The organism is Massilia brevitalea, from assembly GCF_030711405.1.
In the GTDB taxonomy this organism is placed as follows: Bacteria; Pseudomonadota; Gammaproteobacteria; order Burkholderiales; family Burkholderiaceae_D; genus Telluria; species Telluria brevitalea.
The window spans coordinates 114,068-135,950 of record NZ_JAULSI010000014.1; the positions used below are offsets into that span (position 1 = coordinate 114,068).

A 21,883-nucleotide genomic window follows, 5' to 3' on the forward strand; every position below is an offset into this window, starting at 1 on the left:
TGACCCCGCACAAGCGTATCGTTGAATACTTTCTATTTAACAGTTTCCTTGACGCTCATCCGAGCGTCGCGCCAGGCCTGGCATGCCATCCGGCTGCACAGCACACCGCACCCACCCCACTTTCCACAACGAGGATTTACCGTCGATGAACACCATGACCGACATGGCTGAACAGCTGGACGTCAAGCTCCTGCTGACGACGCTGATGGCCCTGAAAAAAGGCGACTTTTCGGTACGCATGCCTTCCGACTGGACTGGCGTCTCGGGCAAGATCGCCGACACGCTGAACGACATCATCGAAACCAAGCAGAAGATGGTCGAGACCGTGACGGAAGTGTCGCGCGTGGTCGGCCGCGAAGGCCACCTGACCCAGCGCGCCGACGTGCCGGGCGTGGTCGGCGGCTGGAGCACCATCGTCAGCTCGGTCAACACCCTGATCGACGACCTGGTGCGCCCGACCACCGAAATGGCGCGCGTCATCGGCGCCGTGGCGAAAGGCGATTTGTCGCAGACCATGGCGCTCGAAGTCGACGGCCACCCGCTGAAGGGCCAGTACCTGCGCGCGGCGCAAACCGCGAACACCATGGTCGAGCAGCTCTCGTCCTTCTCCTCGGAAGTCACGCGCGTGGCGCGCGAAGTGGGTACCGAAGGTAAACTCGGCGGCCAGGCGCAGGTAAAAGGCGTGGCCGGCACCTGGAAGGACTTGACCGACTCGGTCAACTCGATGGCGGGCAACCTGACCTCGCAGGTGCGGAACATCGCGGAAGTGACGACCGCCGTGGCGAACGGCGACTTGTCGAAGAAGATCACGGTCGACGTGCGCGGCGAGATCCTGCAGCTGAAGGACACCATCAACGTCATGGTCGACCAGCTGCGTTCCTTTGCATCGGAAGTGACGCGCGTGGCGCGCGAGGTCGGCACCGAAGGGAAACTCGGCGGCCAGGCCTATGTGCCGGGCGTGGGCGGTACCTGGAAAGACTTGACCGATAACGTCAATTTCATGGCCTCGAACCTGACCGGCCAGGTGCGCAACATCGCGACCGTGACCACCGCGGTGGCGAACGGCGACCTGTCCAAGAAGATTACCGTGGACGTGAAGGGCGAGATCCTGGAGCTGAAGAACACGATTAACGTGATGGTCGACCAGTTGTCCTCGTTCTCGTCGGAAGTGACGCGCGTGGCGCGCGAGGTCGGCACCGAGGGCAAGCTGGGCGGCCAGGCGCAGGTGAAAGGCGTGGCCGGCACCTGGAAGGACTTGACCGACTCGGTGAACTCGATGGCAGGTAACCTCACGGGCCAGGTGCGGAACATCGCCGACGTGACCACCGCCGTGGCGAACGGCGACTTGTCGAAGAAAATCACGGTCGACGTGAAGGGCGAGATCCTGGAGCTGAAGAACACCATCAACGTGATGGTCGACCAGCTGAACTCCTTTGCATCCGAGGTGACCCGGGTGGCGCGCGAAGTCGGCACCGAAGGCCGCCTCGGCGGCCAGGCGAACGTGCCGGGCGTCGCGGGCACCTGGAAAGACCTGACCGACGGCGTGAACTCGATGGCGGGTAACCTGACCGGCCAGGTGCGTAACATCGCGGAGGTGACCACCGCCGTGGCGAACGGCGACCTCTCGAAGAAGATCACGGTGGACGTGAAGGGCGAGATCCTGGAGCTGAAGAACACGATCAACGTGATGGTCGACCAGCTGTCCTCGTTCGCCTCCGAGGTGACCCGGGTGGCGCGCGAGGTCGGCACCGAGGGCAAGCTCGGCGGCCAGGCCTATGTGCCGGGCGTCGGCGGCACCTGGAAGGACTTGACCGACAACGTCAACTTCATGGCCTCGAACCTGACCGGCCAGGTGCGGAACATCGCGGCGGTGACCACCGCCGTGGCGCGCGGCGACTTGTCGAAGAAAATTACCGTCGACGTGAAGGGCGAGATCCTGGAACTGAAGGACACCATCAACGTCATGGTGGACCAGCTGTCTTCCTTCGCCTCCGAGGTGACGCGGGTGGCGCGCGAGGTCGGCACCGAAGGCAAGCTCGGCGGCCAGGCCAACGTGTCCGGCGTGGCCGGCACCTGGAAGGACTTGACCGAGAACGTCAACCAGCTGGCGGCGAATCTGACCAACCAGATGCGCGCGATCGGCGAGGTCGCTACCGCGGTGACGCGCGGCGACCTCTCGCGCTCGATTCAGGTGGAAGCGCGCGGCGAGGTGTCCTACCTGAAGGACAACATCAACGAGATGATCCGCAACCTGAAGGAAACCACGCAGAAGAATGCGCAGCAGGACTGGCTGAAGACCAACCTGGCGCGCTTCACGCGCCTGCTGCAGGGCCAGCGCGACCTGGAAGCGGTGACCAAGCTGATCCTGTCCGAGCTGGCGCCCTTGGTCTCGGCCCACCACGGCGTGTTCTACATGATGGATTCGCAGGACGACGACGCGCGCCTGCGGATGATTGCATCGTATGGTTATCGTTCCAGCCGCAAGCTGCCGACCTCCTTCCTGCCGGGCGAAGGCCTGGTGGGCCAGTGCGCGGTCGAGAAGACCCGCATCTGGCTGACCGACGTCCCGCGCGACTACATCGTGGTGTCCTCGGGCCTGGGCTCGGCGCCGCCGAACAACATCGTGGTGCTGCCTATCCTGTTCGAGCAGCAGGTGAAAGCCGTCATCGAGATCGCCTCGCTGGACCGCTTCACCGAAACCCACCTCTCCTTCCTCGACCAGCTGATGGAATCGATCGGCGTGGTCCTGAACACGATCGAGGCGAACAGCCGTACCGAGTCGCTGCTGACCCAGTCGCAGTCGCTGGCCCAGGAACTGCAGCAGACCAACCAGGAGCTGGCGGAAAAAGCGCGCCTGCTCTCGGAGCAGAACATCGAGGTGGAACGCAAGAACCGCGAAGTGGAACAGGCCAAGCTGGCGCTGGAAGAAAAGGCGACCCAGCTGGCCCTGTCCTCGAAGTACAAGTCCGAGTTCCTGGCGAATATGTCGCACGAACTGAGGACTCCACTGAACTCGCTGTTGATCCTGGCGCAGCAGCTGTCGGATAACCCGGAGGGCAACCTGTCGGGTAAACAGGTGGAATTTGCGAAGACCATCCACGGCTCGGGCTCCGACCTGCTGACCCTGATTAACGACATTCTCGACCTGTCGAAGATCGAGTCGGGCACCGTCACGCTGGACGTGTCGGAATACCGCTTCTCGAACCTGCGCAACTACGTGGACCGCACCTTCCGCCACATGGCCGAAGCCAAGCACCTCGGCTTCCAGGTCGGCCTGGCGGAAAACCTGCCGACCGCGGTGATGACCGATACCACGCGCCTGCAGCAGGTGCTCAAGAACCTGCTCTCGAATGCCTTCAAGTTCACCAGCCACGGCCAGGTATCGCTGGACATCAGCCTGGTCACCAGCGGCTGGACCGCCGACCACCCGCACCTGCTGCATGCGGATGCGGTGCTGGCCTTCTCGGTCAGCGACACCGGCGTCGGCATTCCGCAGGACAAGCTGCAGCTTATTTTTGAAGCCTTCCAGCAGGCCGACGGCTCGACCGCCCGCAAGTACGGCGGCACCGGCCTGGGCCTGTCCATCTCGCGCGAACTGGCGCGCCTGCTGGGCGGCGAGATCCGCGTCGAGTCGACCGTCAACGCCGGCTCGATCTTCACCCTCTACCTGCCGTACAACCGCGCCGGCTTCATCAACTACGAAGCCACCACCCGCCAGCCGCAGCAGGCGCGCCTGGCGCCGCCGGCCCTGCCCGCCGCACGCAGCGCACCAGCGGCTTACAGCACCTCGGAAGCCGACAGCGGCGCCATCGCCACCATCGAAGTGCCGGCGCCCTCGGGCAGCGGCCTGGTCGAATACGCCTCGATGCTGGACGACCGCGCCCTGATCGCCCGGGGCGACCCCTCGGTGCTGATCGTCGAGGACGACGACCGCTTCGCCAAGGTCGTGCTCGAATATGCTCGCGAAAAGAACTTCAAGGCCATCGTCACCCACCGCGGCGACTCGGCCCTGTCGCTGGCGCGCGACTACCTGCCGTCGGCGATTTTGCTCGACATCGACCTGCCCGACATCGACGGCTTCACGGTGCTCGACCGCCTGAAGCGCGACCCGAGCACGCGCCACATCCCGGTGCACGTGATGTCCTCGCTGCGCGAACGCGAGCGCGCGCTGCGCCAGGGCGCCATCTCTTACCTGAACAAGCCGGTCGAACGCGAAGCGCTGCAGGAAGAATTCACGCGCATCCAGAAGTTCCTGATGGGCGGCAAGCGTTCGCTGCTGGTGGTCGAGGACGACATGGCCCAGCGCGAAGCCATCGTCTCGCTGATCGGCGACGCCGATTTGCGCATCGTCACCGCCGTCGACGGCAAGTCGGCACTGGAGGCGCTGGCGGCATCGCACTTCGACTGCATGGTGCTGGACCTGACCCTGCCCGACATCTCCGGCTTCGAGCTGCTCGACCGGATCGGCAAGCAGCCCGAGTTGCGCGATTTGCCGATCGTGATCTACACGGCCCAGGAGCTGAACCGCAAGGAAGTCACGAAACTCAAGAAGTACGCGAAGACCATCGTCATCAAGGATGCGCGCTCGCCCGAGCGCCTGCTCGACGAGACCGCGCTGTTCCTGCACCGCTCGCACGCTTCGCTGCCGGAACTGCAGCGCAAGATGCTGGAAGATATCCACGCCCAGGACGGCGGCCTGGCCGGACGCAAGGTGCTGATCGTCGATGATGACTTGCGCAACATCTTCGCGCTGTCCTCCTTGCTGGAGCGCCAGCAGATGCAGGTGTCGTTCGCCGAGAATGGCCGCGACGGCATCGAGGTGCTGGAAAAGGACCCGAGCATCGAGATCGTCCTGATGGACATCATGATGCCGGAGATGGACGGCTACGACACGATGCGCGCGATCCGCCGCAACCCGAAATTCAAGTCGCTGCCGATCATCACCCTGACCGCGAAAGCCATGAAGGGCGACCGCGACAAGTGCATCGCCGCCGGCGCCTCGGACTACATCACCAAGCCGGTCGACGTGGCCCAGCTGCTGTCGCTGATGCGGGTGTGGCTGCATTGAGCGCGCCGGCCCGTGCCTGCGCCGCGGCCGCCGGGCCGATGATAGACCCGGCCGTCGAGGCGCTGGAGATCGCCCTGCTGCTCGACGCGCTGAACGCGCGCCACGGCGACGACTTCCGCGACTACGACCGTGCGCTGGTGCGGCGCAAGCTGCTCGGCGTGATGGCCGAGCGCGGCCTGGCCACGGTCTCCGGCCTGCAGGAGCGCGTGCTGCACGAACCCGGCGCCGCGGCCGCCGTGCTGCGCGCACTGGCGGTGCAGCACACCGCCCTGTTCGACGACCCGCCGCGTGCCAGGGAGGCGCGTGAAGTGCTGGGAAAGTCCTTGTCTTCGGCCGCGGTGCCGAAGGTATGGCTGGCTGACTGCGCCGGCGCCGGCCAGGCCTGGACGCTGGCGATCCTGCTGTTCGAGGAAGGGGTGCTGGCGCGTACCGATATCTTTGCCACAGTTGCCAACGAGGAGCTGCTGGCCGAGATGCGCACGGCTTCGCTCGACGCCGCCAGCCTGCCCGCGCTGCAGCGGCAGTACCGGCATGGCGGCGGCGCCGGCCAGGTGGCCGATTATTTCGAGGTGCACGATGGCCGCGCGGTCCTGCTGCCGCGCCTGCGCGCGCGCATCACCTGGGCCAGCTACAGCCTGGTGACCGATGCCTCGTTCAACGAATTCCAGGCCATCGCCTGCTGCCGCGACCCGAGCGACTTCGGCCCCATCCTGCGCCAGCGCGTGCTGCGCCTGTTCCACGAGAGCCTGGCGCGGTTTGGCGTGCTGGGGATCGGTGGCGAGCTGCGGGCCGGCGACGCGATTGCGGCGGCCTACCAGCCGGTGGGCGGGCACACGGCCTGGTACAAGCGGGTGGGGTAATGCGGAGAGAAAGGCCGCGCCGGCTGGCGCGGCCTGGAAAACTGCTTAGCCGACCAGGCGGATGGTCATCGGATAGCGGTAGGTCTCGCCGTTGCTGGCTTTCACGGCGGCCAGGATGCAGAGGATCAGGTTAGCCAGGATCACGATCCACAGCAGGAAGATGCCGATCAGGACGAACGAGAGGATGAAGCAGACGACATAGGCGATCACCAGCGTGATCTGGAAGTTCAGCGCCTCGCGCGCATTTGCCGTCGTGAACTCGTCGCCGCTGCCCTTCTTGATGAGGTACACGATCAGCGGCGCCAGCCAGCTGAAGAAGATCGCGCCGATGTGCACCAGGATGGCGAGCGTCTTGTCGCCGGTTTGCGTCGTCGCGACGGGGGTGTGTTCCATTCTGCTTCTCCTCGATTAGATAATGGTGTGATTCACCGGGCCGGGCCCGATGATCCGGGCCATTATACGTACGCTTGCAAATCGGAAACTATCGAATTGTCACCATTGGGCGACTATGTTGCCCGGCCACGGGCAGCACATCACTTCGACGCCTGCGCGCTCGGCCGCGCCGCGATGCGGTCGCGCCAGGCCTGCAGGTGGGCCATGCCTTCCTCGCCCGGCCGGAATCGCAACAGCCCGCGCCCGAACTCAAGCGCGCAGAATGCCGTGATGTCGGCGATCGTGAAGCGCGCTCCCGCCACGTACTCCTGGCGCGCCAGCAGCTGGTCGAGCCAGCGCGCGGTAATGCGCATCTTGTCGGCCTGGGCCGCGCCGAAGTCGGCGAACTGGGGCTGTTCCAGCGCGGCCAGGGCCGGGTGGATGTGGCGCGCAGCGCTGGCCGTTTCCAGCAGCAGGTGCAGTTCCATGCGGCGGTCCGCCATCTCGATGAAGGCGCGCTCCTCGAAGTCCACTCCCATCAGGTTCGGCTCCGGATGCAGGCCTTCCAGGTAGGTGCAGATCGCGCGCGCTTCGCTCAGCACGCGGCCGTCGTCGAACTCCAGCGCCGGCACCCGGCCCAGCGGATTCTTGCCCAGGTAGTCGGCGCTGCGGTGCTCGCCCTTCATCAGGTCGACCATCACGGTGTCGATGCCGCTGATGCCCTTCTCGGCGATGAACATGTTCACGCGGCGCGGGTTCGGTGCATGGCTGCTGATATACAGTTTCATGGGTCTCCTTCGTTTATTGTTGACGGCGTGGCCAGATCATAGCGCAAGCCCGCCTGCGCGGCGCAGCGAAGTTGATGGATTGACACCTTCCTGCTTTCGCGCCAAGATGCCCGCGCACGGCCGCCGTTCGCGCCGCCGGCTCCACGACGAAAGACTCCATGCACCGCAGCCTGATTTCCCTCGCCGTCGCCCTGGCCCTTGCCGGCGGCGCGGCCGCTCCCGTCCCTGCCTTTGCCGCACCAGTCTCCGGCAGCGCCGCCGCCAGGACGACCACCCAACTGCCGCGCGGCGTGCGTCCGCTGCACTACGACATCGCGCTCGTGCCCGATGCGGCGGCGTCGCGCTTCACGGCCAGGGTGGCGATCGACCTGGAGGTCGCGGCGCCGACGCGCAGCATCACCCTGAACGCGGCCGAGCTGGCGTTCGCCGGCGCCACGCTCACTGCGAAAAATAGTCCGGCGCAGACTGCCCGCATCGCCGTCGACGAGGACGCCCAGACCGCGACCTTCAGCTTCCCTAAACCGCTGGCAAAAGGCCGCTACCGCCTGGCCATCGACTACAGCGGCGCGATCGGCACCCAGGCCGCCGGCCTGTTCTCGCTCGACTACGACGGCGAGGCCGGCAAGCGGCGCGCCCTGTTCACCCAGTTCGAGAACTCGGACGCGCGGCGCATGGTGCCGTCCTGGGACGAGCCGGCGTATAAGGCCAGCTTTGCGCTGGAAGCGACGGTGCCGGCCGGCGAGATGGCGGTCAGTAACATGCCGGTGGCGTCCACCGCCACCCTGCCCGACGGACGCGTGCGCGTGCGCTTTGCCGACTCGCCGAAGATGTCGACCTACCTGCTGTTCTTCGCGCTGGGCGGCTTCGAGCGCGCTATCGCCAATGTGGACGGCACCGAACTGGGCGTGGTCACGCGCCGCGGCGCGCTGCCGCAGGCCGCTTTCGCGCTGGACGCCTCGAAGGCCATCCTGCGCGAGTACAACGATTACTTCGGCGTGCGCTACCCGCTGCCAAAGCTCGACAACGTGGCCGGCCCGGGCCGCAGCCAGTTCTTCAGCGCGATGGAAAACTGGGGCGCGGTGTTCACCTTCGAGTACGCGCTGCTGCTCGACCCGACGATCTCGACCCAGTCCGACAAGCAGGAAATCTTCGTCACCGCCGCCCACGAGATGGCGCACCAGTGGTTCGGCGACCTGGTGACCATGGCCTGGTGGGACGATCTCTGGCTGAACGAGGGCTTCGCCTCGTGGATGGAAAGCCGCACGACGGCGCGCCTGCACCCGGAATGGAACACGGTGCTGAATGCGGTGGGCGTGCGCGACGGCGCAATGGCGCGCGATTCGGTGGCCACCACCCACCCGGTGGTGCAGCACGTGGAGACCGTGGAACAGGCCAGCCAGGCTTTCGACGAGATCACCTATTCGAAGGGCGAAGCCGTGATCCGCATGCTGGAAGCCTATGTCGGCGAGGATGCCTGGCGTACCGGCGTGCGGGCCTACATGCGCGAGCACGCCTACGGCAACACGGTGTCGAACGATCTGTGGCGCCAGATCGAACGCGCCGCCGCCAAGCCGGTGACGGCCATCGCCCACGACTTCACGCTGCAGCCGGGCGTGCCGCTGATCCACGTGGCCGACCCGGTGTGCAAGGACGGGCGCAGCACCGTGGCGCTGGTCCAGGGCGAGTTCTCGCGCGACCAGCCCGCGCGCAAGGCGCTGTCCTGGCGCGTGCCGGTGATCGCGCAGATCGCCGGATCGACGGCGCAGGGCCGCACCCTGGTCGCCGGCGGCAAGGGCAGCATCAGCCTGCCCGGCTGCGGCGCGGTGGTCGTGAACGCGGGCCAGAGCGGCTACTACCGCACCCTGTACGCGCCGAAGTCGTTCACGCAACTGGCGGCCGGCTTTGCCGGCCTGGCGCCGATCGACCAGCTTGGCCTGCTGGCCGACAGCTGGGCGCTCGGCATGGCCGGCCTGCAGCCGGCATCGAGCTTCCTCGACCTGGCCCAGGCCACGCCGCAGGGCGCCGACCCGCAGGTCTGGGGCCGCATTGCCGGGACGTTTGCCGCGATCCACAACCAGTATGCGGGCGAAGGTCGAGGCGATGCCGCGGGCCAGAAGCGCTTCGACGCCTATGCGCTGGCGCGCCTGGCGCCGGTGATGGCGGACATCGGCTGGAACGCGGTTGCAAACGAGGCCACGCCGCGCACCAACCTGCGCGCGCAGCTGATCGAAGTGCTCGGGCACCTGGGCGACCCGGCCACCCTGGCCGAGGCGCGCCGCCGCTACGCCGCCATGGCGAGCGACCCGCAGGCGGTGCCGGCCGCGCTCAGGAAAAGCATCCTGGCGGTGGTGGCCGCGCATGCCGACGCTCCGACCTGGGACGCGCTGCGCGCCGCCGCCCGCACCGAAGCCTCGCCGCTGGTGCGCGACACCATGTACGGTCTGCTGGCCAGCGCCAACGACCCGGCCCTGGCCGGGCGCGCACTGGCGCTGGCAATTACCGGCGAGCCGGGCGAGACGATCGGGGCGGAGATGATCTCGGCGGTGGCCGAGACCCATCCCGACCTGGCCTTCGACTTCGCGCTGGCCAACATGGCCGCCGTGAACGCGCGCATCGACGCCAGCTCGCGCAGCCGCTTCTTCCCGGCGCTGGCGCGCGGGTCGTCGGATCCGGAGATGGTGGGCAAGGTGCGCGGGTATGCCGAGGCGAATCTGGCGCCGGAAGCCAGGCGTGACGCGGAGACGGCGATTGCGGCCATCCAGGATCGGTTGAAGGTGCGCGGGGAGCGGGTGCCGGAGATTGATGGGTGGTTGAAGCGCAAGGGGATGTGAGACCCGGCGGATCGGTGTTCGTGGCGCTGTTGCGTGACGCGTTATTGGTTCGCATGATCCGCGTGGGCACAAGTGCCCACCCTACGAGGATGTGAAAAAATCGCCATGGCTGCGTTGCCTCGTCTCGCCGTACGCTCGTACTGTCTTCGACTCGGCGCCTTGCCCTGACAATTTTTTCACATCCTCTACGGTCGGCGTTATCGGCGAGTTCACGCAAAAGGCATCACCGTTGACGGCGAGATCATACGAGACCCGGATACGCAGCGTGTCCCGTAGGGTGGGCACTCGTGCCCACGCGGATTCAACACACCCAATAACGTCACAGGCAACAGCCCCAATACCGCCCGCGCCCCCTTCAATCAAGCTCCATCCGCGCCCCCACCCTGCGCGCCTCCAGCCACGCATCCAACTCCCCCGCACACCCCGGCGCCACATGCAACCCCAGCTNTCAACACACCCAATAACGTCACAGGCAACAGCCCCAATACCGCCCGCGCCCCCTTCAATCAAGCTCCATCCGCGCCCCCACCCTGCGCGCCTCCAGCCACGCATCCAACTCCCCCGCACACCCCGGCGCCACATGCAACCCCAGCTTGCTGCGCCGCCAAAGAATATCCGCCGCACTGCACGCCCATTCGTTCTCCACCAGGTACGCCACCTCCGCCGCATACAACCCCGGCGCCACCTCGTCACCCAGATCCGCCACCGCATTCCTGCGCGCGAGCAGCACATCGATCCGCGTCCCGTATGCCCGCACCCAGCGCCGCAGCAGCGCCGGCGGCACCCACGGATACTTCACCGCCTGCGTCGCCTCCCAGGTCCCGAACTCGAGCACGCCGCGCTTGTCCGGCCCAAGCCCATGCAGGTCACCGCCCGGCAGGCAAGCCCCTGCCGTCCAGGCCGGCACACGCTTGCCGAGCGCCGGCGCGATCCAGTCCACCGCCCCTTCCGCCAGCTTGCGGCTGGTCGTGATCTTGCCGCCGAATACAGACAGCAGCCGCGCCCCGTCGGTATCGGTCTCCAGCCGGAAGTCGCGCGTCACCGCCGCTGCATCGCCGCTGCCATCCTGCACCAGCGGCCTTACCCCCGCATAACTCCACACCACGTCGCCCGGCGTCACCGCGCGCACGAAGTAGCGGTTCGCCAGCTGGCACAGGTAAGCGACTTCCTCGGCCCCGATCGCCACCCGGTCCAGGTCCCCCGTGTAATCGACGTCGGTGGTCCCGATCAGTGTGAACGCCCCCTCGTAAGGCAGCGCGAACACGATCCGCCCGTCCGGATGCTGGAAGATGTAGGCCTGTTCATGCTCGAACAGGCGCGGCACCAGGATGTGGCTGCCCTTGATCAGGCGCAGCGCCCCGCGCGCCGGCAAATCGGGCAAGCCGTCGAGGAAGCGCGACGCCCACGGCCCGGCCGCGTTCACCAGGCAGCGAGCGCGCACCTGCAGCCTGGCATCGCCCTGCACCAGGGTCGCGCTCCAGTGGGCGGCATGGCGTTGCGGCGCCAGGCAGCGCGTGCGCGTGAGGATGGTGGCGCCGCGTTCGCGCGCGTCGACCGCGTTCAGCACCACCAGGCGCGCATCGTCGACCCAGCCGTCGGAATATACAAAGCCGCGGGTGTAGTGCGGCTGCAGGGCGGCGCCGGCTGGATGCGCGCGCAGGTCGACGGCCTGCGAGCCCGGCAGGATTTCGCGCCGCGCCAGGCGGTCGTACAGGAACAGCCCGGCGCGGATCAGCCAGGCCGGGCGCTGGCCGCCGTCGCGGTCGTGCGGCATCACGAAGCGCAGCGGCCGCATGATGTGCGGCGCACTGCGCAGCAGCACTTCGCGTTCGGCCAGGGCCTTGCGCACCAGGCCGAATTCGTAGTGCTCGAGGTAGCGCAGGCCGCCGTGGATCAGCTTGCTCGAAGCCGACGAGGTATGCTGGGCCAGGTCGTCCTTTTCGCACAGCAGCACGCGCAGGCCGCGCCCGGCGGCGTCGCGCGCGATGGCTGCGCCATTGATGCCGCCGCCGACGATCAGCAGGTCGCAATCGATGTGGTTCATGCGGTGCTCCGAAAACGCAACCGGTCCAGTGTAGGGCTGCCGCCCTGCCCCATGTTCGCACAGATCAATCGCGGCGGCTTGGCTTGCCGATGTGTAGAATCGCAGCATGATGATGAGATGCACGCAACAACACATGTGGGAGTCCGGCTGCTGATGGAGCAACAACGCGCCTGGGTGCGCATGCCTTCGGGCAAACGCCTGGATCTGCTGAATCCCACTCCTTTCGACTGGGACGACGCCGACCTGGCCCTGGGCCTGGCCCGCACCTACCGCTGGGGCGGCCATTCGGCCTGGCCGCTGCCGCTGTCCGTGGCCCAGCATTCGATCACGGTCATGCTGCTGCAGCGCGCCGCGCTCGGCGGACGCATAGCCCCGCTGCTGGAACTGCGCGAACTGCTGCACGATGCCGAGGAAGGCCTGCTCGGCTTCGATGCGCTGTCGGTCATCAAGCCTTTCCTCGGAGACGGCTTCCGCGCGCTGACCAAACGCCTGGAGCACGCGGTGTTCCTGCGCTACCGCCTGCCTTCCTGGACCGAGAGCGAGCACGCCCGCCACAAGCGCGCCGACCGCCTGGCCGCCGCCAGCGAGGCGGTGCACGTGGCCGGCTGGTCGCGCGAGGAGGTGCGGCGCACCCTGAAGATCCGCGCCGCCGTGCTGCAGGACGATCCGCTGGCGGCGGTGTATGGCGGCCAGCCCTGGGAACCCTGGCCGCCGGCCCTGGCCTGCGAACGCTTCCTGGCCGAGCTCGACCGCCTGACCCGGCTGATCGGCGAGGACGAGCATGCCTGAAGCGGACATCGCCCGCGCCGCCGCGCTGATTGCCGGCGCCGACGCCATCCTCATTTGCGCCGGCGCCGGCATGGGCGTCGACTCCGGCTTGCCCGACTTTCGCGGCGACGCCGGTTTCTGGAAAGCCTACCCGGCCCTCGGCGCGGCGCGCACGCCCTTCCATGAGATCGCCAACCCGGCCAGCTTCCGCGCCGACCCGGCGCTGGCCTGGGGTTTCTATGGCCACCGCCTGGCCCTGTACCGCGACACCGTCCCGCACGCCGGCTTCGGCATCCTGCTCGAGCTGGCGCGCGCCATGCCGCAAGGCGCGTTTGTCTTCACCAGCAATGTCGACGGCCAGTTCGGGCGCGCCGGCTTCGGGGACGACCAGGTGGTCGAGTGCCACGGTTCGATCCACCACCTGCAATGCAGCCAGCCCTGCAGCGATGCGATCTGGCCCGCCAGCGCCTTCCTGCCCGAAGTCGATGCGGCCGCCTGCCGCCTGCGCGGAGCACCGCCACGCTGCCCGCATTGCGGCGCACTGGCGCGGCCAAACATCCTGATGTTCAACGACAGCGCCTGGATCGACACCCGCACCGATGCCCAGTACGCCCGCCTGCAAGCTTGGCGCGCCGGCGTGGAGCGGCTGGTAGTGGTCGAGCTCGGGGCCGGCGTCGACATTCCGTCGGTACGCCGCATGAGCGAGCGCCAGCGCGCGCCATTGGTGCGCATCAATCCACGCGCGCCGCAGCTCGATGGCGCCAGCGGCGTCGGCCTGGCGCTGGGCGCCCGCGATGCGCTGGAACGGATCAGGAGCGCGCTGGCGTAACGGCGATCCGATGAGGTGTGGGCGCCTCACCACCGATCTTTTGCCGCAGATCAACGCCCCGCATCTAAATCCTTGATTTTATTGGGATTACATCGATATCCACAAGAAATGTGGATAAGTGTGTGGAAAAGCATACCTTGACAAGCCGCAAGCGCAGTATTGATGCGGGTTTCAACAAAATGCCCATTCCGGAGGCAAAAATAAGTCCCTTTAAAATCAAGGACCTGCACAAGCGCGCTTTCGTCGTTGCGTGGCCTTATCAGAAAATTCCTACAGAGCAGCTGCGCAGGGGATAAGTCATCAAATCAGCTTCTCTTGATCCTCATTTTTGCCAGTTCGGCAAGCCCATCTTCTCACTTATTTCCAGGCATTGCGCGCGCGGTCGCGCACCAGCATGCGCACGCTGTCCGGCATGGGCTTGCGCGACTGCGCCACGTCGGCCGTCATCCACACGCATTCCTCGAAATGCTTGAGCATGGCCGGCGTCACGAAGCGCGTGCGCGCCGCATACATGTGGCGGTCGCCCATCTGCGCCTGCTGCTTCACATAAAAACGGTTCGGCACGACCAGGTGCAAGTGTTCCTTGGCGCGCGTCATGGCTACATACAGCAGGCGCCGTTCTTCCTCGATCTCGTCGGCGCTGCCGGTGCTCATGTCCGAGGGGATGCAGCCGTCGACCACGTTCAGCACGTGCACCGATTTCCACTCCTGGCCCTTGGCCGAATGGATGGTCGACAGGATCACGTAATCCTCGTCGAGCAGCGGCGGGCCGGCGCGGTCGCCCGTCGCTTCCGGCGGGTCGAGCGTGATCTCGGCCAGGAAACTTTCGCGGTTGCCATAGCCACCTGCCAGTTGCGCCAGCTGACCGAGGTCGGCGGCGCGCACCGGCGCATCGTCGTGCAGGCGCTCCAGATGCGGCTGGTACCAGTCCTTGGCCAGTTCGATGTCGGCCGGCCAGCGCAGGCCGGGCGTACGCAGGCGCCGGTAGAGTTCGACAAACGCCTGCCAGTCGCCCTGGGCCTTGGCCGGCACTTCGAAGGCTTCTACCGCGGCCAGCGCTTCCGGCGCTTCCGCCACCTTGTCGAGCAGGCGCGTGGCGGTGGCCGGGCCTATGCCGGGGATCAGTTGCGCCACGCGGAAGCCGGCCATCCGTCCGTTCGGGTTCTGGGCAAAGCGCAGCACCGCCAATACGTCCTTGATGTGCGAGGCTTCCAGGAACTTCAGGCCGCCAAATTTGACGAAGGGGATATTCCGGCGCATGAGTTCGAGCTCCAGCGCCGCGCTGTGGCTGGCGGCGCGGAACAGCACGGCCTGGTGCGTAAGCTTGATGCCGGCTTCGCGGTGCTCGAGGATGCGGTTGCAGACCCAGCGCGCCTGCTCGGCCTCGTCCGGAATCAGGATCAATTGCGGCAAGGCGCTGGCGACCTTGTCGGTCCACAGCGTCTTGGCGTGACGTTCGAGCGCGGCGGCAATCACGGCATTCGACGCGTCCAGGATCGGCTGCGTGGAGCGGTAGTTGCGCTCCAGCGTGATCACTTCGGCGGGCTGCGAGAACTGCTTCGGAAAGTCGAGGATGTTGCGCACCGTTGCGCCGCGGAAGGAATAGATCGATTGCGCATCGTCGCCCACCACCATCACGCCCTGCCCGTCCGGCTTCATGCCGGTGATGATGCTCGACTGCAGGCGGTTGGTGTCCTGGTACTCGTCGACCAAGATGTGGTCGAACAGCGCGCCGAGTTCCGGCCCCAGCTCCGGGTCGGATGCCATTTCCGCCCAGAACAGCAGCAAATCGTCGTAGTCGAGCACGTTCTGTTCCTGCTTGGCGTCGACATAGGCGCCGAACAGGCGCTTCAGGTCGCCTTCCCATTCCGCGCACCAGGGGAACATGGCTTGCAGGACCAGGTCGAGCGGCTCGCGCGAATTCACCACGCGCGAATAGATCGCCAGGCAGGTGCCCTTCAGCGGAAAGCGCTTCTGGGTGCCGGTGAGTCCGATCTCGTGGCGCACCATGCCCATCAGGTCTTCGGAATCGCCGCGGTCGTGGATGGTGAAGGATTCGTCCAGGCCGATGCGCCTGGCAAACTCGCGCAGCAGGCGCGCGCCGATGCCGTGGAAGGTGCCGGCCCAGGGCAGCGTCACGGTCCCGTTGCTGCCGCCCATGATGCGCTGCAGCACATTGCCCGCGCGCTGGCTCATTTCATTGGCGGCGCGCCGCGAAAAGGTCAGCAGCAGGATGCGCTGCGGGTCGGCGCCTCCCATGATCAGCCGCGCGACGCGGTGCGCCAGCGTGTTCGTCTTGCCGGAACCGGCGCCGGCCACCACCAGCAAGGGGCGCGTGGCGGCTGCACCGATGTCGTGCTCGACTGCGGCGCGCTGGTCGGGGTTCAGGCTGGCAAACGGGTCGTCGACGGTGGCGTCAAGGGAGGGATCGGTGGCGGCGGCGGTCATGGAAGGGATGGCAATGATGAACCATCGCAACTGTATATCTGTCCAGTAAGCGTGCGCAAGTGCATTTTCGATGTGCACCCGACCAAGCTGTCGTAAAAAGGCTGCGTTCGCTTTTCAGCCAGTTCAAACGGCTTGCGAGGAATGTGCGCTAAGTCTCCGGAAACAAACAGGTTTTCCGGATATCCACAAACTTTGTGAATAACTTTGTGGACAAGGCGGGCTTGACATCGCAAAAGCGTGTCGGAATGCGGCTTTCAACAAAATGCCCAAACCGGAGGCAGAGCCGAATACAAGTGAAATCAATGACTTGCACGCATTTGCGCGGCTTGAATAGAAAACCTGTTGGAATTACGAAAAAGAAATTTTTGTGTATAAGGGAGTTTACCCGCAATCCACAAAATTGCTTTCTTGTTAATCGAAATCCAAACTGTAGAGCAACTTTACTGGCGAGAACGGCGCTGGCCCGGTTCCAGCAGTACGCGCTCGATGACCGTGCGCCCGACATTGCGCGAGCGGAGGTATTCAAGGGCAGACATGGTATTGGCGCTGAACTGCACGGCGATGCCGTCGTCCACGATGGCGCGCTGGTGCATGTCGGTACGTTCTTCTGCGACCATGCTGCGCAAGATGGCTGGTGCCTGCTTCATCGTTCCCCCGGGGCTGTCGTGGCTGATCATCGGTATGCTGCCTGCGTAACGAGTATTGTTCACTCATGGCCGATGTCAATGTCATTCTCGCATTGAATTGAATAAAGTTGTGTAGGCATGCCAGGCGGCAGCGTAGCGCCGCTGTTTGCGCAGCGTGCCTAGAATGGCTGCGTTGATTTCCATTTCACTACCAGCGAGGCAGCGATGAACACGACACCGCAACCGGACCTGAACCCCGGCGACGACGCCGCTCCCGGCACGCCCGGCACCGGCGAAGACATCTGCGACGCCTGCTCCGGCAGCGGCAAGCTGGGCGATGGCAAGCCCTGCCCTGAGTGCGGGGGCAGTGGCAAGGTGATCCATGGAATTGGCGGCGGTTGAGGCCGGCGCCGCATGGTGATCTGGCGTTCCAGGTTGCACTTGCTGTGGGTCTGGTTGCGGGAAGCTTGCTCGGTGCACCGGGCATCGTCTGATTGTTGCTTCGTATTCGATTGATCGAACCTTGTACCGCGTGGGCTCAAGAGCCCACCCTACAAAAGCGGCTTCGCTGACCGAAACGGTCGACATGCGTTGCGGCGTAGGGTGGGCCGGGCCGCGCAGGCACTCGTGCCCACGCGGTACAACGCTTGCCGGTCGAACACCCACAAACATCCCCGCACGCAACCCGGCAAACAACACCCCACCACCGCCCCATGCCAAACTGGCATACTTGCACCATCGATCACACGACGGATACACCACCATGCCCCAACTCCTGAACGAACACGCCTGCTTCGGCGGCGTCCAGCGTTTCTACCAGCACGACGCCCAGGCCATCGGCCTGCCAATGAAATTCTCGGTCTACCTGCCGCCCGGCCACGAAGGCAAGCAATTGCCCGTGCTGTTCTACCTGGCCGGCCTCACATGCACCGAAGAAACCTTCACGACCAAGGCCGGCGCCCAGCGCGTGGCTGCCGAACTCGGCATCATCCTGGTCGCCCCCGACACCAGCCCGCGCGGCGCCGGCGTGCCGGGTGAAACCGACAGCTGGGACTTCGGCGTCGGCGCCGGCTTCTATGTCGACGCCACCGCCGAACCCTGGTCGCGCCACTACCGCATGTACAGCTACATCCTCGAGCTGCGCGAACTGGTGATGGCGGAATTCGGCGCCGACCCGGCCCGTTGTGGCATCTTCGGCCACTCGATGGGCGGCCACGGCGCCCTGATGCTGGCCCTGCGCAACCCTGGCCTGTTCCGCTCGGTCTCGGCCTTTGCCCCGATCGCCGCGCCGACCCGCTGCCCCTGGGGCGAGAAAGCCTTCGGCGGCTACCTCGGCGCCGACCGCGAGGCCTGGAAGGCCTACGACGCCACCGAACTGGTGGCCGGCGGCCCGGTGCGCTTCCCGCAGGGCATCCTGGTCGACCAGGGCCTGGCCGACAAGTTCCTGCCCGACCAGCTGAACCCGGACGCCTTCGAGGCCGCCTGCCGCGCCGCCGGCCAGCCGCTGGAACTGCGCCGCCATGAAGGCTACGACCATGGCTACTACTTCATCTCGACCTTCGTCGAAGACCACCTGCGCTTCCACGGCCGCCAGCTCGGCTGATTCTTCCCGCGTTCCGGCCAGGCGGCATCGCCATCCGGAACGCGTCCTTTTGCATCTCTGCCATTGCCCGCGAACACGGCTGTCCGCTGCCCCGCCGCAGCTGAAAAATGCCATCAGGCAAACGGGCGCATGTGCCCGAAAACGTGGTGTATTCTGAAACTTGGATAGGCAAGCTGCGCGAGCGCAGCTCGTCTGGCTGAACACGACCCGATTCGCCTGGAGCGGCGCACCGTGGCAGACCAACAGCGTTTCAAGAACCGTGTGCAGGCCGGCAGGCAACTGGCGAAGCGGCTGGCGCGGTACGCGCAGCGGCAAGACCCGCACGCATCGGGCGCCATCGTGCTGGCCTTGCCGCGCGGTGGCGTGCCGGTGGCCTTTGCGGTGGCAACGGCGCTCGGCCTGGAACTCGATTTGCTGCTGGTTCGCAAGCTCGGCCTGCCCTACCAGCCCGAGTTCGCCATTGGCGCGGTCGGGAGCGGCGGCGTGCAGGTGCTGCAGCCGGGCGTGCCTGGCCTGATGGGCGTGACGCAGCAAGAAATCGACGCGATTACTGCGCGCGAACTGGCGGAAATCGAACGCCGCGCGCGCCTGTACCGGGGCGGGCGGCCCGAGCCGCAGCTGGCGCAGCGCCCGGTGATCATCGTCGACGACGGCATCGCAACCGGCGCGACGATGGAAGCAGCAGTACAGATTGCCCGCCAGCGCCAGGCGGCGCGCGTGATCGTGGCGGTGCCGGTGGCGCCGCCCGATACGCTGGACCGGCTCGAACCCGACGTGGACGAGCTGGTCTGCTTGCTGTCGCCGCTGCGCTTTCGCGCGGTGAGCCAGTGGTACGACGCGTTCGAACAGACGAGCGACGAAGAAGTGCAGGATTTGCTGGCGCTGGCCTGGAGCAAACAGGCTTCGCCCCTTTGACGAGCAACCCAACGAAAAGGACAGAACATGAAACATACCCGCACCGAAACCGGATACGAAGCAGGCGACCTCGCCAAGCTGCTGGGCGGCGCCGCCGCCGGCGCCCTCCTGATGTACATGCTCGACCCCGACCGCGGCGGCGCCCGCCGCTCGACCTCGACCGCGGCCCTGCGCAATGCCGGCTCGCGTACCGGCAGCGCGCTCGGCAATGCCTGGCACGGCGTCAGCGAACGCATCGGCTCGCTCGCCCACAGCGCAGCCGACAGCGCCAGCAACCTGTACGACAAGGCCGGCGGCAATGCCAAGGATCTGGCCGACACCGCCAGTGCGCGCGCCAGCCGCGCGCTGGAAGCGGCCAAGCCCGACGGCGCCGCCCACCGCGCCTGGGACAACACCGTGGACAGCGTCTCGCGCATGGCCAGCTCGACCGGTTCCGACCTCGACGCCGCCACCTCGCGCCTGGGCCGCCTGGCAACCCAGGCCGGCAGCAGCGTGATGGGCGCCCTGCACCTGGAAAACCGCGACGACCTCGCCTCGCTGCTGCGCAACCCGGCGGTCGTCAGCGGCAGCCTGCTCGGCATCTTCGGCCTGATGCGCCGCTCGCCGCTGATCGGCGTGCTGGGCCTGGCCGGCCTGGCGCTGGCGGCGCGCAGCGTTGGCAGTCCAGGCGCCGGCCATGAAACCGGCAACGGCCTGCTCTCGAACCTGATGGGCGGCCGCCGCAGCCGCGGCCGGAGCGTCAACCTGGAAAAGACCATCCGCATCGACGCCTCGCCGGAAGACGTGTATGAACTGTGGAGCAACTACGAAAACTTCCCGCGCTTCATGTCGCACGTGGTCGAGGTGCGCGACGCCGGCCGCCGCCGCTCGCACTGGGTGGTGCAGGGTCCGGCCGGCAGCCAGTTCGAGTGGGATGCGGTGCTGACCGAGCAATCGAAAGGCAAGCGCCTGGCCTGGCGCAGCGAACCCGGCGCGCAAATCGCCAACGAAGGCTCGATCACCTTCGAGCCGCACCGCGGCGGCACCCTGGTGACGGTACGCCTGTCGTACACGCCGCCGGCCGGCATCGTCGGCCACGGTCTCGCGGTGCTGCTCGGTTCCGACCCGAAACGGCAGATGGACGACGACCTTGCGCGCATGAAGCACTTCGTCGAGCGCGGCGTGATCCCGCGCGATGCACAGGCCAACGATCCGTCGCGCGACAACGGGCGTGCAAAATCGGGCAGCCGCTTCCTGCATTAACGAGCGCAAGCGCATGGTAACGGCAACCGTCATCGGCGCGGCCGCCCTGGCCGACGCCGCCCACCCCCTGGGCGGCGGGCCGGGCGACTACGACGCCCTGCTCAATCTCGTGGGCGACGCCCGCTTCGTGCTGATCGGCGAAGCGACGCACGGCACCCACGAGTTCTACGAGGAACGGGCGCGCATCACCCAGCGCCTGATCCGCGAAAAGGGCTTCACGGCGGTGGCGGTGGAGGCCGACTGGCCGGACGCCTACCGTGTCAACCGTTACGTGCGCGGAGAAGGAAACGACAAGAACGCAGACGAAGCCCTGTCCGGCTTCGAGCGCTTTCCCGCCTGGATGTGGCGCAACACCGATGTGACGGCCTTCGTCGACTGGCTGCGCGCCCACAACGAGGGCCTGCGCGCCGGTCCCAAGGTCGGCTTCTACGGGCTCGACCTGTACAGCCTGTTCACCTCGGTGCGCGAAGTGCTGGACTACCTCGACAAGGTGGACCCGACGGCGGCCGCCGAAGCGCGCCGCCGCTACGCCTGCTTCGACCATTACGAGGAAGACAGCCAGCACTACGGCTACGCCACCGGTGTCGGCCTGTCCGAATCCTGCCAGCAAGGCGTGCTGAAGCAGCTGCAGGAACTGCAGGGGCGCGCCTTCGACTACATGCAGGCCGATGGCGCCTCGAGCGAGGATGCCTTCTTCTACGCCCAGCAGAACGCGCGCCTGGTCAAGAACGCCGAGGAATACTACCGCACCATGTTCCGTGGCCGCGTGTCGTCCTGGAATTTGCGCGACAGCCACATGGCCGAAACCCTGGACGCGCTCACGCGCCACCTGTCGCGCGACGGCGAGCCGGCCAAGATCGTGGTCTGGGAACACAATTCCCACATCGGCGACGCCCGCGCCACCGACGTCGGCGGCCTCGGCGAGTGGAACGTCGGCGAGCTGGCGCGCAAGGCCTACCCCGGGCAGACCTGCCTGATCGGGTTTTCCACCTACGATGGCCATGTAACGGCGGCCTCCGCATGGGACGGCCCGGCCGAACGCAAGCGCGTGCGCCCCGCCCTGCACGGCAGCTACGAGGAATTGCTGCACCACGTAGGCCTGCCGCGCTACTGGCTGAACCTGCGCGACGACACGCCGGTGCGGCGCATCATGATGGAGCGCCGCCTGGAACGCGCGATCGGCGTGCTCTACCTGCCGCGCACCGAACGCCAGAGCCATTACTTCAACGCCCAGATGGCCCAGCAATTCGACGCCGTGATCCACATCGACCGCACCGAGGCGCTGGTACCGCTGGATGCAACCAGCGGCTGGCATTCCGGCGAGCCACCGGAGACCTACCCCGAAGGGATCTAGAAATAGAGCACGCGAAAGTAATACGGATAAATTGATCGAATTCCGCTGCCCGAGCAATTGCGCCGCGTTTTTTTTGCGTTGACGATGACACGTATCTATGGACTCCACCCGTTTTGCAAGAAGAAGATTGAATTT

The 21,883-nt window shown here is 66.4% G+C and carries 16 protein-coding genes; 11 read left to right on the plus strand and 5 right to left on the minus strand.

Going from position 1 to position 21,883, the window contains the following annotated elements:
* Nucleotides 1–145: 145 nt before the first annotated feature.
* Entirely contained in the window at nucleotides 146–5,068 is a 4,923-nt protein-coding gene (locus QWL29_RS11160) for a response regulator (protein WP_305822960.1), read from the plus strand.
* Nucleotides 5,056–5,928, plus strand: coding sequence for a CheR family methyltransferase (locus tag QWL29_RS11165; protein WP_305822961.1), 873 nt, complete (start codon nucleotides 5,056–5,058; stop codon nucleotides 5,926–5,928). Before QWL29_RS11160 ends, QWL29_RS11165 begins: the two co-directional genes overlap by 13 nt.
* Nucleotides 5,929–5,973: 45 nt before the next feature.
* Here QWL29_RS11165 and QWL29_RS11170 read toward each other — a convergent pair whose 3' ends face one another.
* Together QWL29_RS11170 and QWL29_RS11175 are read right to left on the minus strand one after the other, a co-directional pair.
* Nucleotides 5,974–6,321, minus strand: a complete 348-nt coding sequence (locus QWL29_RS11170; protein ID WP_305822962.1) for a DUF4870 domain-containing protein — start codon at nucleotides 6,319–6,321, stop codon at nucleotides 5,974–5,976.
* 140 nt (nucleotides 6,322–6,461) lie between these two features.
* Entirely contained in the window at nucleotides 6,462–7,088 is a 627-nt protein-coding gene (locus tag QWL29_RS11175; RefSeq protein ID WP_305822963.1) for a glutathione S-transferase family protein, read from the minus strand.
* A 158-nt stretch (nucleotides 7,089–7,246) separates the two neighbouring features.
* Here QWL29_RS11175 and QWL29_RS11180 point away from each other — a divergent pair, with 158 nt between their 5' ends.
* Nucleotides 7,247–9,919: a M1 family metallopeptidase gene (locus QWL29_RS11180; RefSeq protein ID WP_305822964.1), complete on the plus strand. Its 2,673-nt coding sequence runs from the start codon at nucleotides 7,247–7,249 to the stop codon at nucleotides 9,917–9,919.
* A gap of 502 nt (nucleotides 9,920–10,421) precedes the next feature.
* Here QWL29_RS11180 and glpD read toward each other — a convergent pair.
* Nucleotides 10,422–11,963 carry a glycerol-3-phosphate dehydrogenase gene (glpD, locus tag QWL29_RS11185; RefSeq protein ID WP_305822965.1) on the minus strand — a complete coding sequence of 514 codons (1,542 nt, stop codon included), beginning with the start codon at nucleotides 11,961–11,963 and terminating at the stop codon, nucleotides 10,422–10,424.
* Between the two features lie 153 nt (nucleotides 11,964–12,116).
* Here glpD and QWL29_RS11190 point away from each other — a divergent pair, with 153 nt between their 5' ends.
* The 3 genes from QWL29_RS11190 to QWL29_RS11200 all read left to right on the plus strand — a co-directional run bounded on the left by QWL29_RS11190 (nucleotide 12,117) and on the right by QWL29_RS11200 (nucleotide 13,856).
* Nucleotides 12,117–12,752, plus strand: coding sequence for a phosphohydrolase (locus QWL29_RS11190; RefSeq protein ID WP_305822966.1), 636 nt, complete (start codon nucleotides 12,117–12,119; stop codon nucleotides 12,750–12,752).
* Entirely contained in the window at nucleotides 12,745–13,560 is an 816-nt protein-coding gene (locus tag QWL29_RS11195; RefSeq protein ID WP_305822967.1) for an SIR2 family NAD-dependent protein deacylase, read from the plus strand. The genes QWL29_RS11190 and QWL29_RS11195 overlap by 8 nt, the downstream gene beginning before the upstream one ends.
* Before the next feature lie 122 nt (nucleotides 13,561–13,682).
* A complete protein-coding gene (locus tag QWL29_RS11200; protein ID WP_305822968.1) occupies nucleotides 13,683–13,856 on the plus strand; it encodes a hypothetical protein in 174 nt (57 codons plus the stop codon).
* 61 nt (nucleotides 13,857–13,917) lie between these two features.
* Here the strand turns inward: QWL29_RS11200 and QWL29_RS11205 are convergent, their stop codons facing one another.
* The gene (locus QWL29_RS11205) at nucleotides 13,918–16,008 is read right to left on the minus strand and encodes an ATP-dependent helicase (protein ID WP_305822969.1); all 2,091 of its coding nucleotides are present in this window, start codon (nucleotides 16,006–16,008) and stop codon (nucleotides 13,918–13,920) included.
* Nucleotides 16,009–16,448: 440 nt separating this feature from the next.
* On the minus strand, nucleotides 16,449–16,685 hold the full coding sequence (locus QWL29_RS11210; RefSeq protein ID WP_305822970.1) for a hypothetical protein: 237 nt from the start codon (nucleotides 16,683–16,685) through the stop codon (nucleotides 16,449–16,451).
* Between the two features lie 174 nt (nucleotides 16,686–16,859).
* Between QWL29_RS11210 and QWL29_RS11215 the strand changes: the two genes are divergently transcribed.
* The 5 genes from QWL29_RS11215 (at nucleotide 16,860) to QWL29_RS11235 (ending at nucleotide 21,748) form a co-directional block, all read left to right on the plus strand.
* On the plus strand, nucleotides 16,860–17,036 hold the full coding sequence (locus QWL29_RS11215) for a hypothetical protein (protein WP_305822971.1): 177 nt from the start codon (nucleotides 16,860–16,862) through the stop codon (nucleotides 17,034–17,036).
* 361 nt (nucleotides 17,037–17,397) lie between these two features.
* Nucleotides 17,398–18,237, plus strand: coding sequence for an S-formylglutathione hydrolase (gene fghA, locus QWL29_RS11220; RefSeq protein ID WP_305822972.1), 840 nt, complete (start codon nucleotides 17,398–17,400; stop codon nucleotides 18,235–18,237).
* A 231-nt stretch (nucleotides 18,238–18,468) separates the two neighbouring features.
* Nucleotides 18,469–19,152, plus strand: a complete 684-nt coding sequence (locus tag QWL29_RS11225; RefSeq protein ID WP_305822973.1) for a phosphoribosyltransferase — start codon at nucleotides 18,469–18,471, stop codon at nucleotides 19,150–19,152.
* Between the two features lie 27 nt (nucleotides 19,153–19,179).
* The gene (locus tag QWL29_RS11230; protein ID WP_305822974.1) at nucleotides 19,180–20,394 is read left to right on the plus strand and encodes an SRPBCC family protein; all 1,215 of its coding nucleotides are present in this window, start codon (nucleotides 19,180–19,182) and stop codon (nucleotides 20,392–20,394) included.
* A gap of 13 nt (nucleotides 20,395–20,407) precedes the next feature.
* Nucleotides 20,408–21,748 carry an erythromycin esterase family protein gene (locus tag QWL29_RS11235; RefSeq protein ID WP_305822975.1) on the plus strand — a complete coding sequence of 447 codons (1,341 nt, stop codon included), beginning with the start codon at nucleotides 20,408–20,410 and terminating at the stop codon, nucleotides 21,746–21,748.
* The last annotated feature ends 135 nt before the right edge of the window (nucleotides 21,749–21,883 follow it).

Excerpts from the sequence above, each read along its gene's own strand:
- QWL29_RS11230 (WP_305822974.1), top strand. The coding sequence starts at position 19,180 with ATGAAACATACCCGCACCGAAACCGGATACGAAGCAGGCGACCTCGCC.
- fghA (WP_305822972.1), top strand. The coding sequence starts at position 17,398 with ATGCCCCAACTCCTGAACGAACACGCCTGCTTCGGCGGCGTCCAGCGT.
- glpD (WP_305822965.1), bottom strand. The coding sequence starts at position 11,963 with ATGAACCACATCGATTGCGACCTGCTGATCGTCGGCGGCGGCATCAAT.
- QWL29_RS11205 (WP_305822969.1), bottom strand. The coding sequence starts at position 16,008 with ATGACCGCCGCCGCCACCGATCCCTCCCTTGACGCCACCGTCGACGAC.
- QWL29_RS11190 (WP_305822966.1), top strand. The coding sequence starts at position 12,117 with ATGGAGCAACAACGCGCCTGGGTGCGCATGCCTTCGGGCAAACGCCTG.
- QWL29_RS11195 (WP_305822967.1), top strand. The coding sequence starts at position 12,745 with ATGCCTGAAGCGGACATCGCCCGCGCCGCCGCGCTGATTGCCGGCGCC.
- QWL29_RS11170 (WP_305822962.1), bottom strand. The coding sequence starts at position 6,321 with ATGGAACACACCCCCGTCGCGACGACGCAAACCGGCGACAAGACGCTC.
- QWL29_RS11175 (WP_305822963.1), bottom strand. The coding sequence starts at position 7,088 with ATGAAACTGTATATCAGCAGCCATGCACCGAACCCGCGCCGCGTGAAC.
- QWL29_RS11160 (WP_305822960.1), top strand. The coding sequence starts at position 146 with ATGAACACCATGACCGACATGGCTGAACAGCTGGACGTCAAGCTCCTG.
- QWL29_RS11235 (WP_305822975.1), top strand. The coding sequence starts at position 20,408 with ATGGTAACGGCAACCGTCATCGGCGCGGCCGCCCTGGCCGACGCCGCC.
- QWL29_RS11215 (WP_305822971.1), top strand. The coding sequence starts at position 16,860 with ATGAACACGACACCGCAACCGGACCTGAACCCCGGCGACGACGCCGCT.
- QWL29_RS11180 (WP_305822964.1), top strand. The coding sequence starts at position 7,247 with ATGCACCGCAGCCTGATTTCCCTCGCCGTCGCCCTGGCCCTTGCCGGC.
- QWL29_RS11210 (WP_305822970.1), bottom strand. The coding sequence starts at position 16,685 with ATGATCAGCCACGACAGCCCCGGGGGAACGATGAAGCAGGCACCAGCC.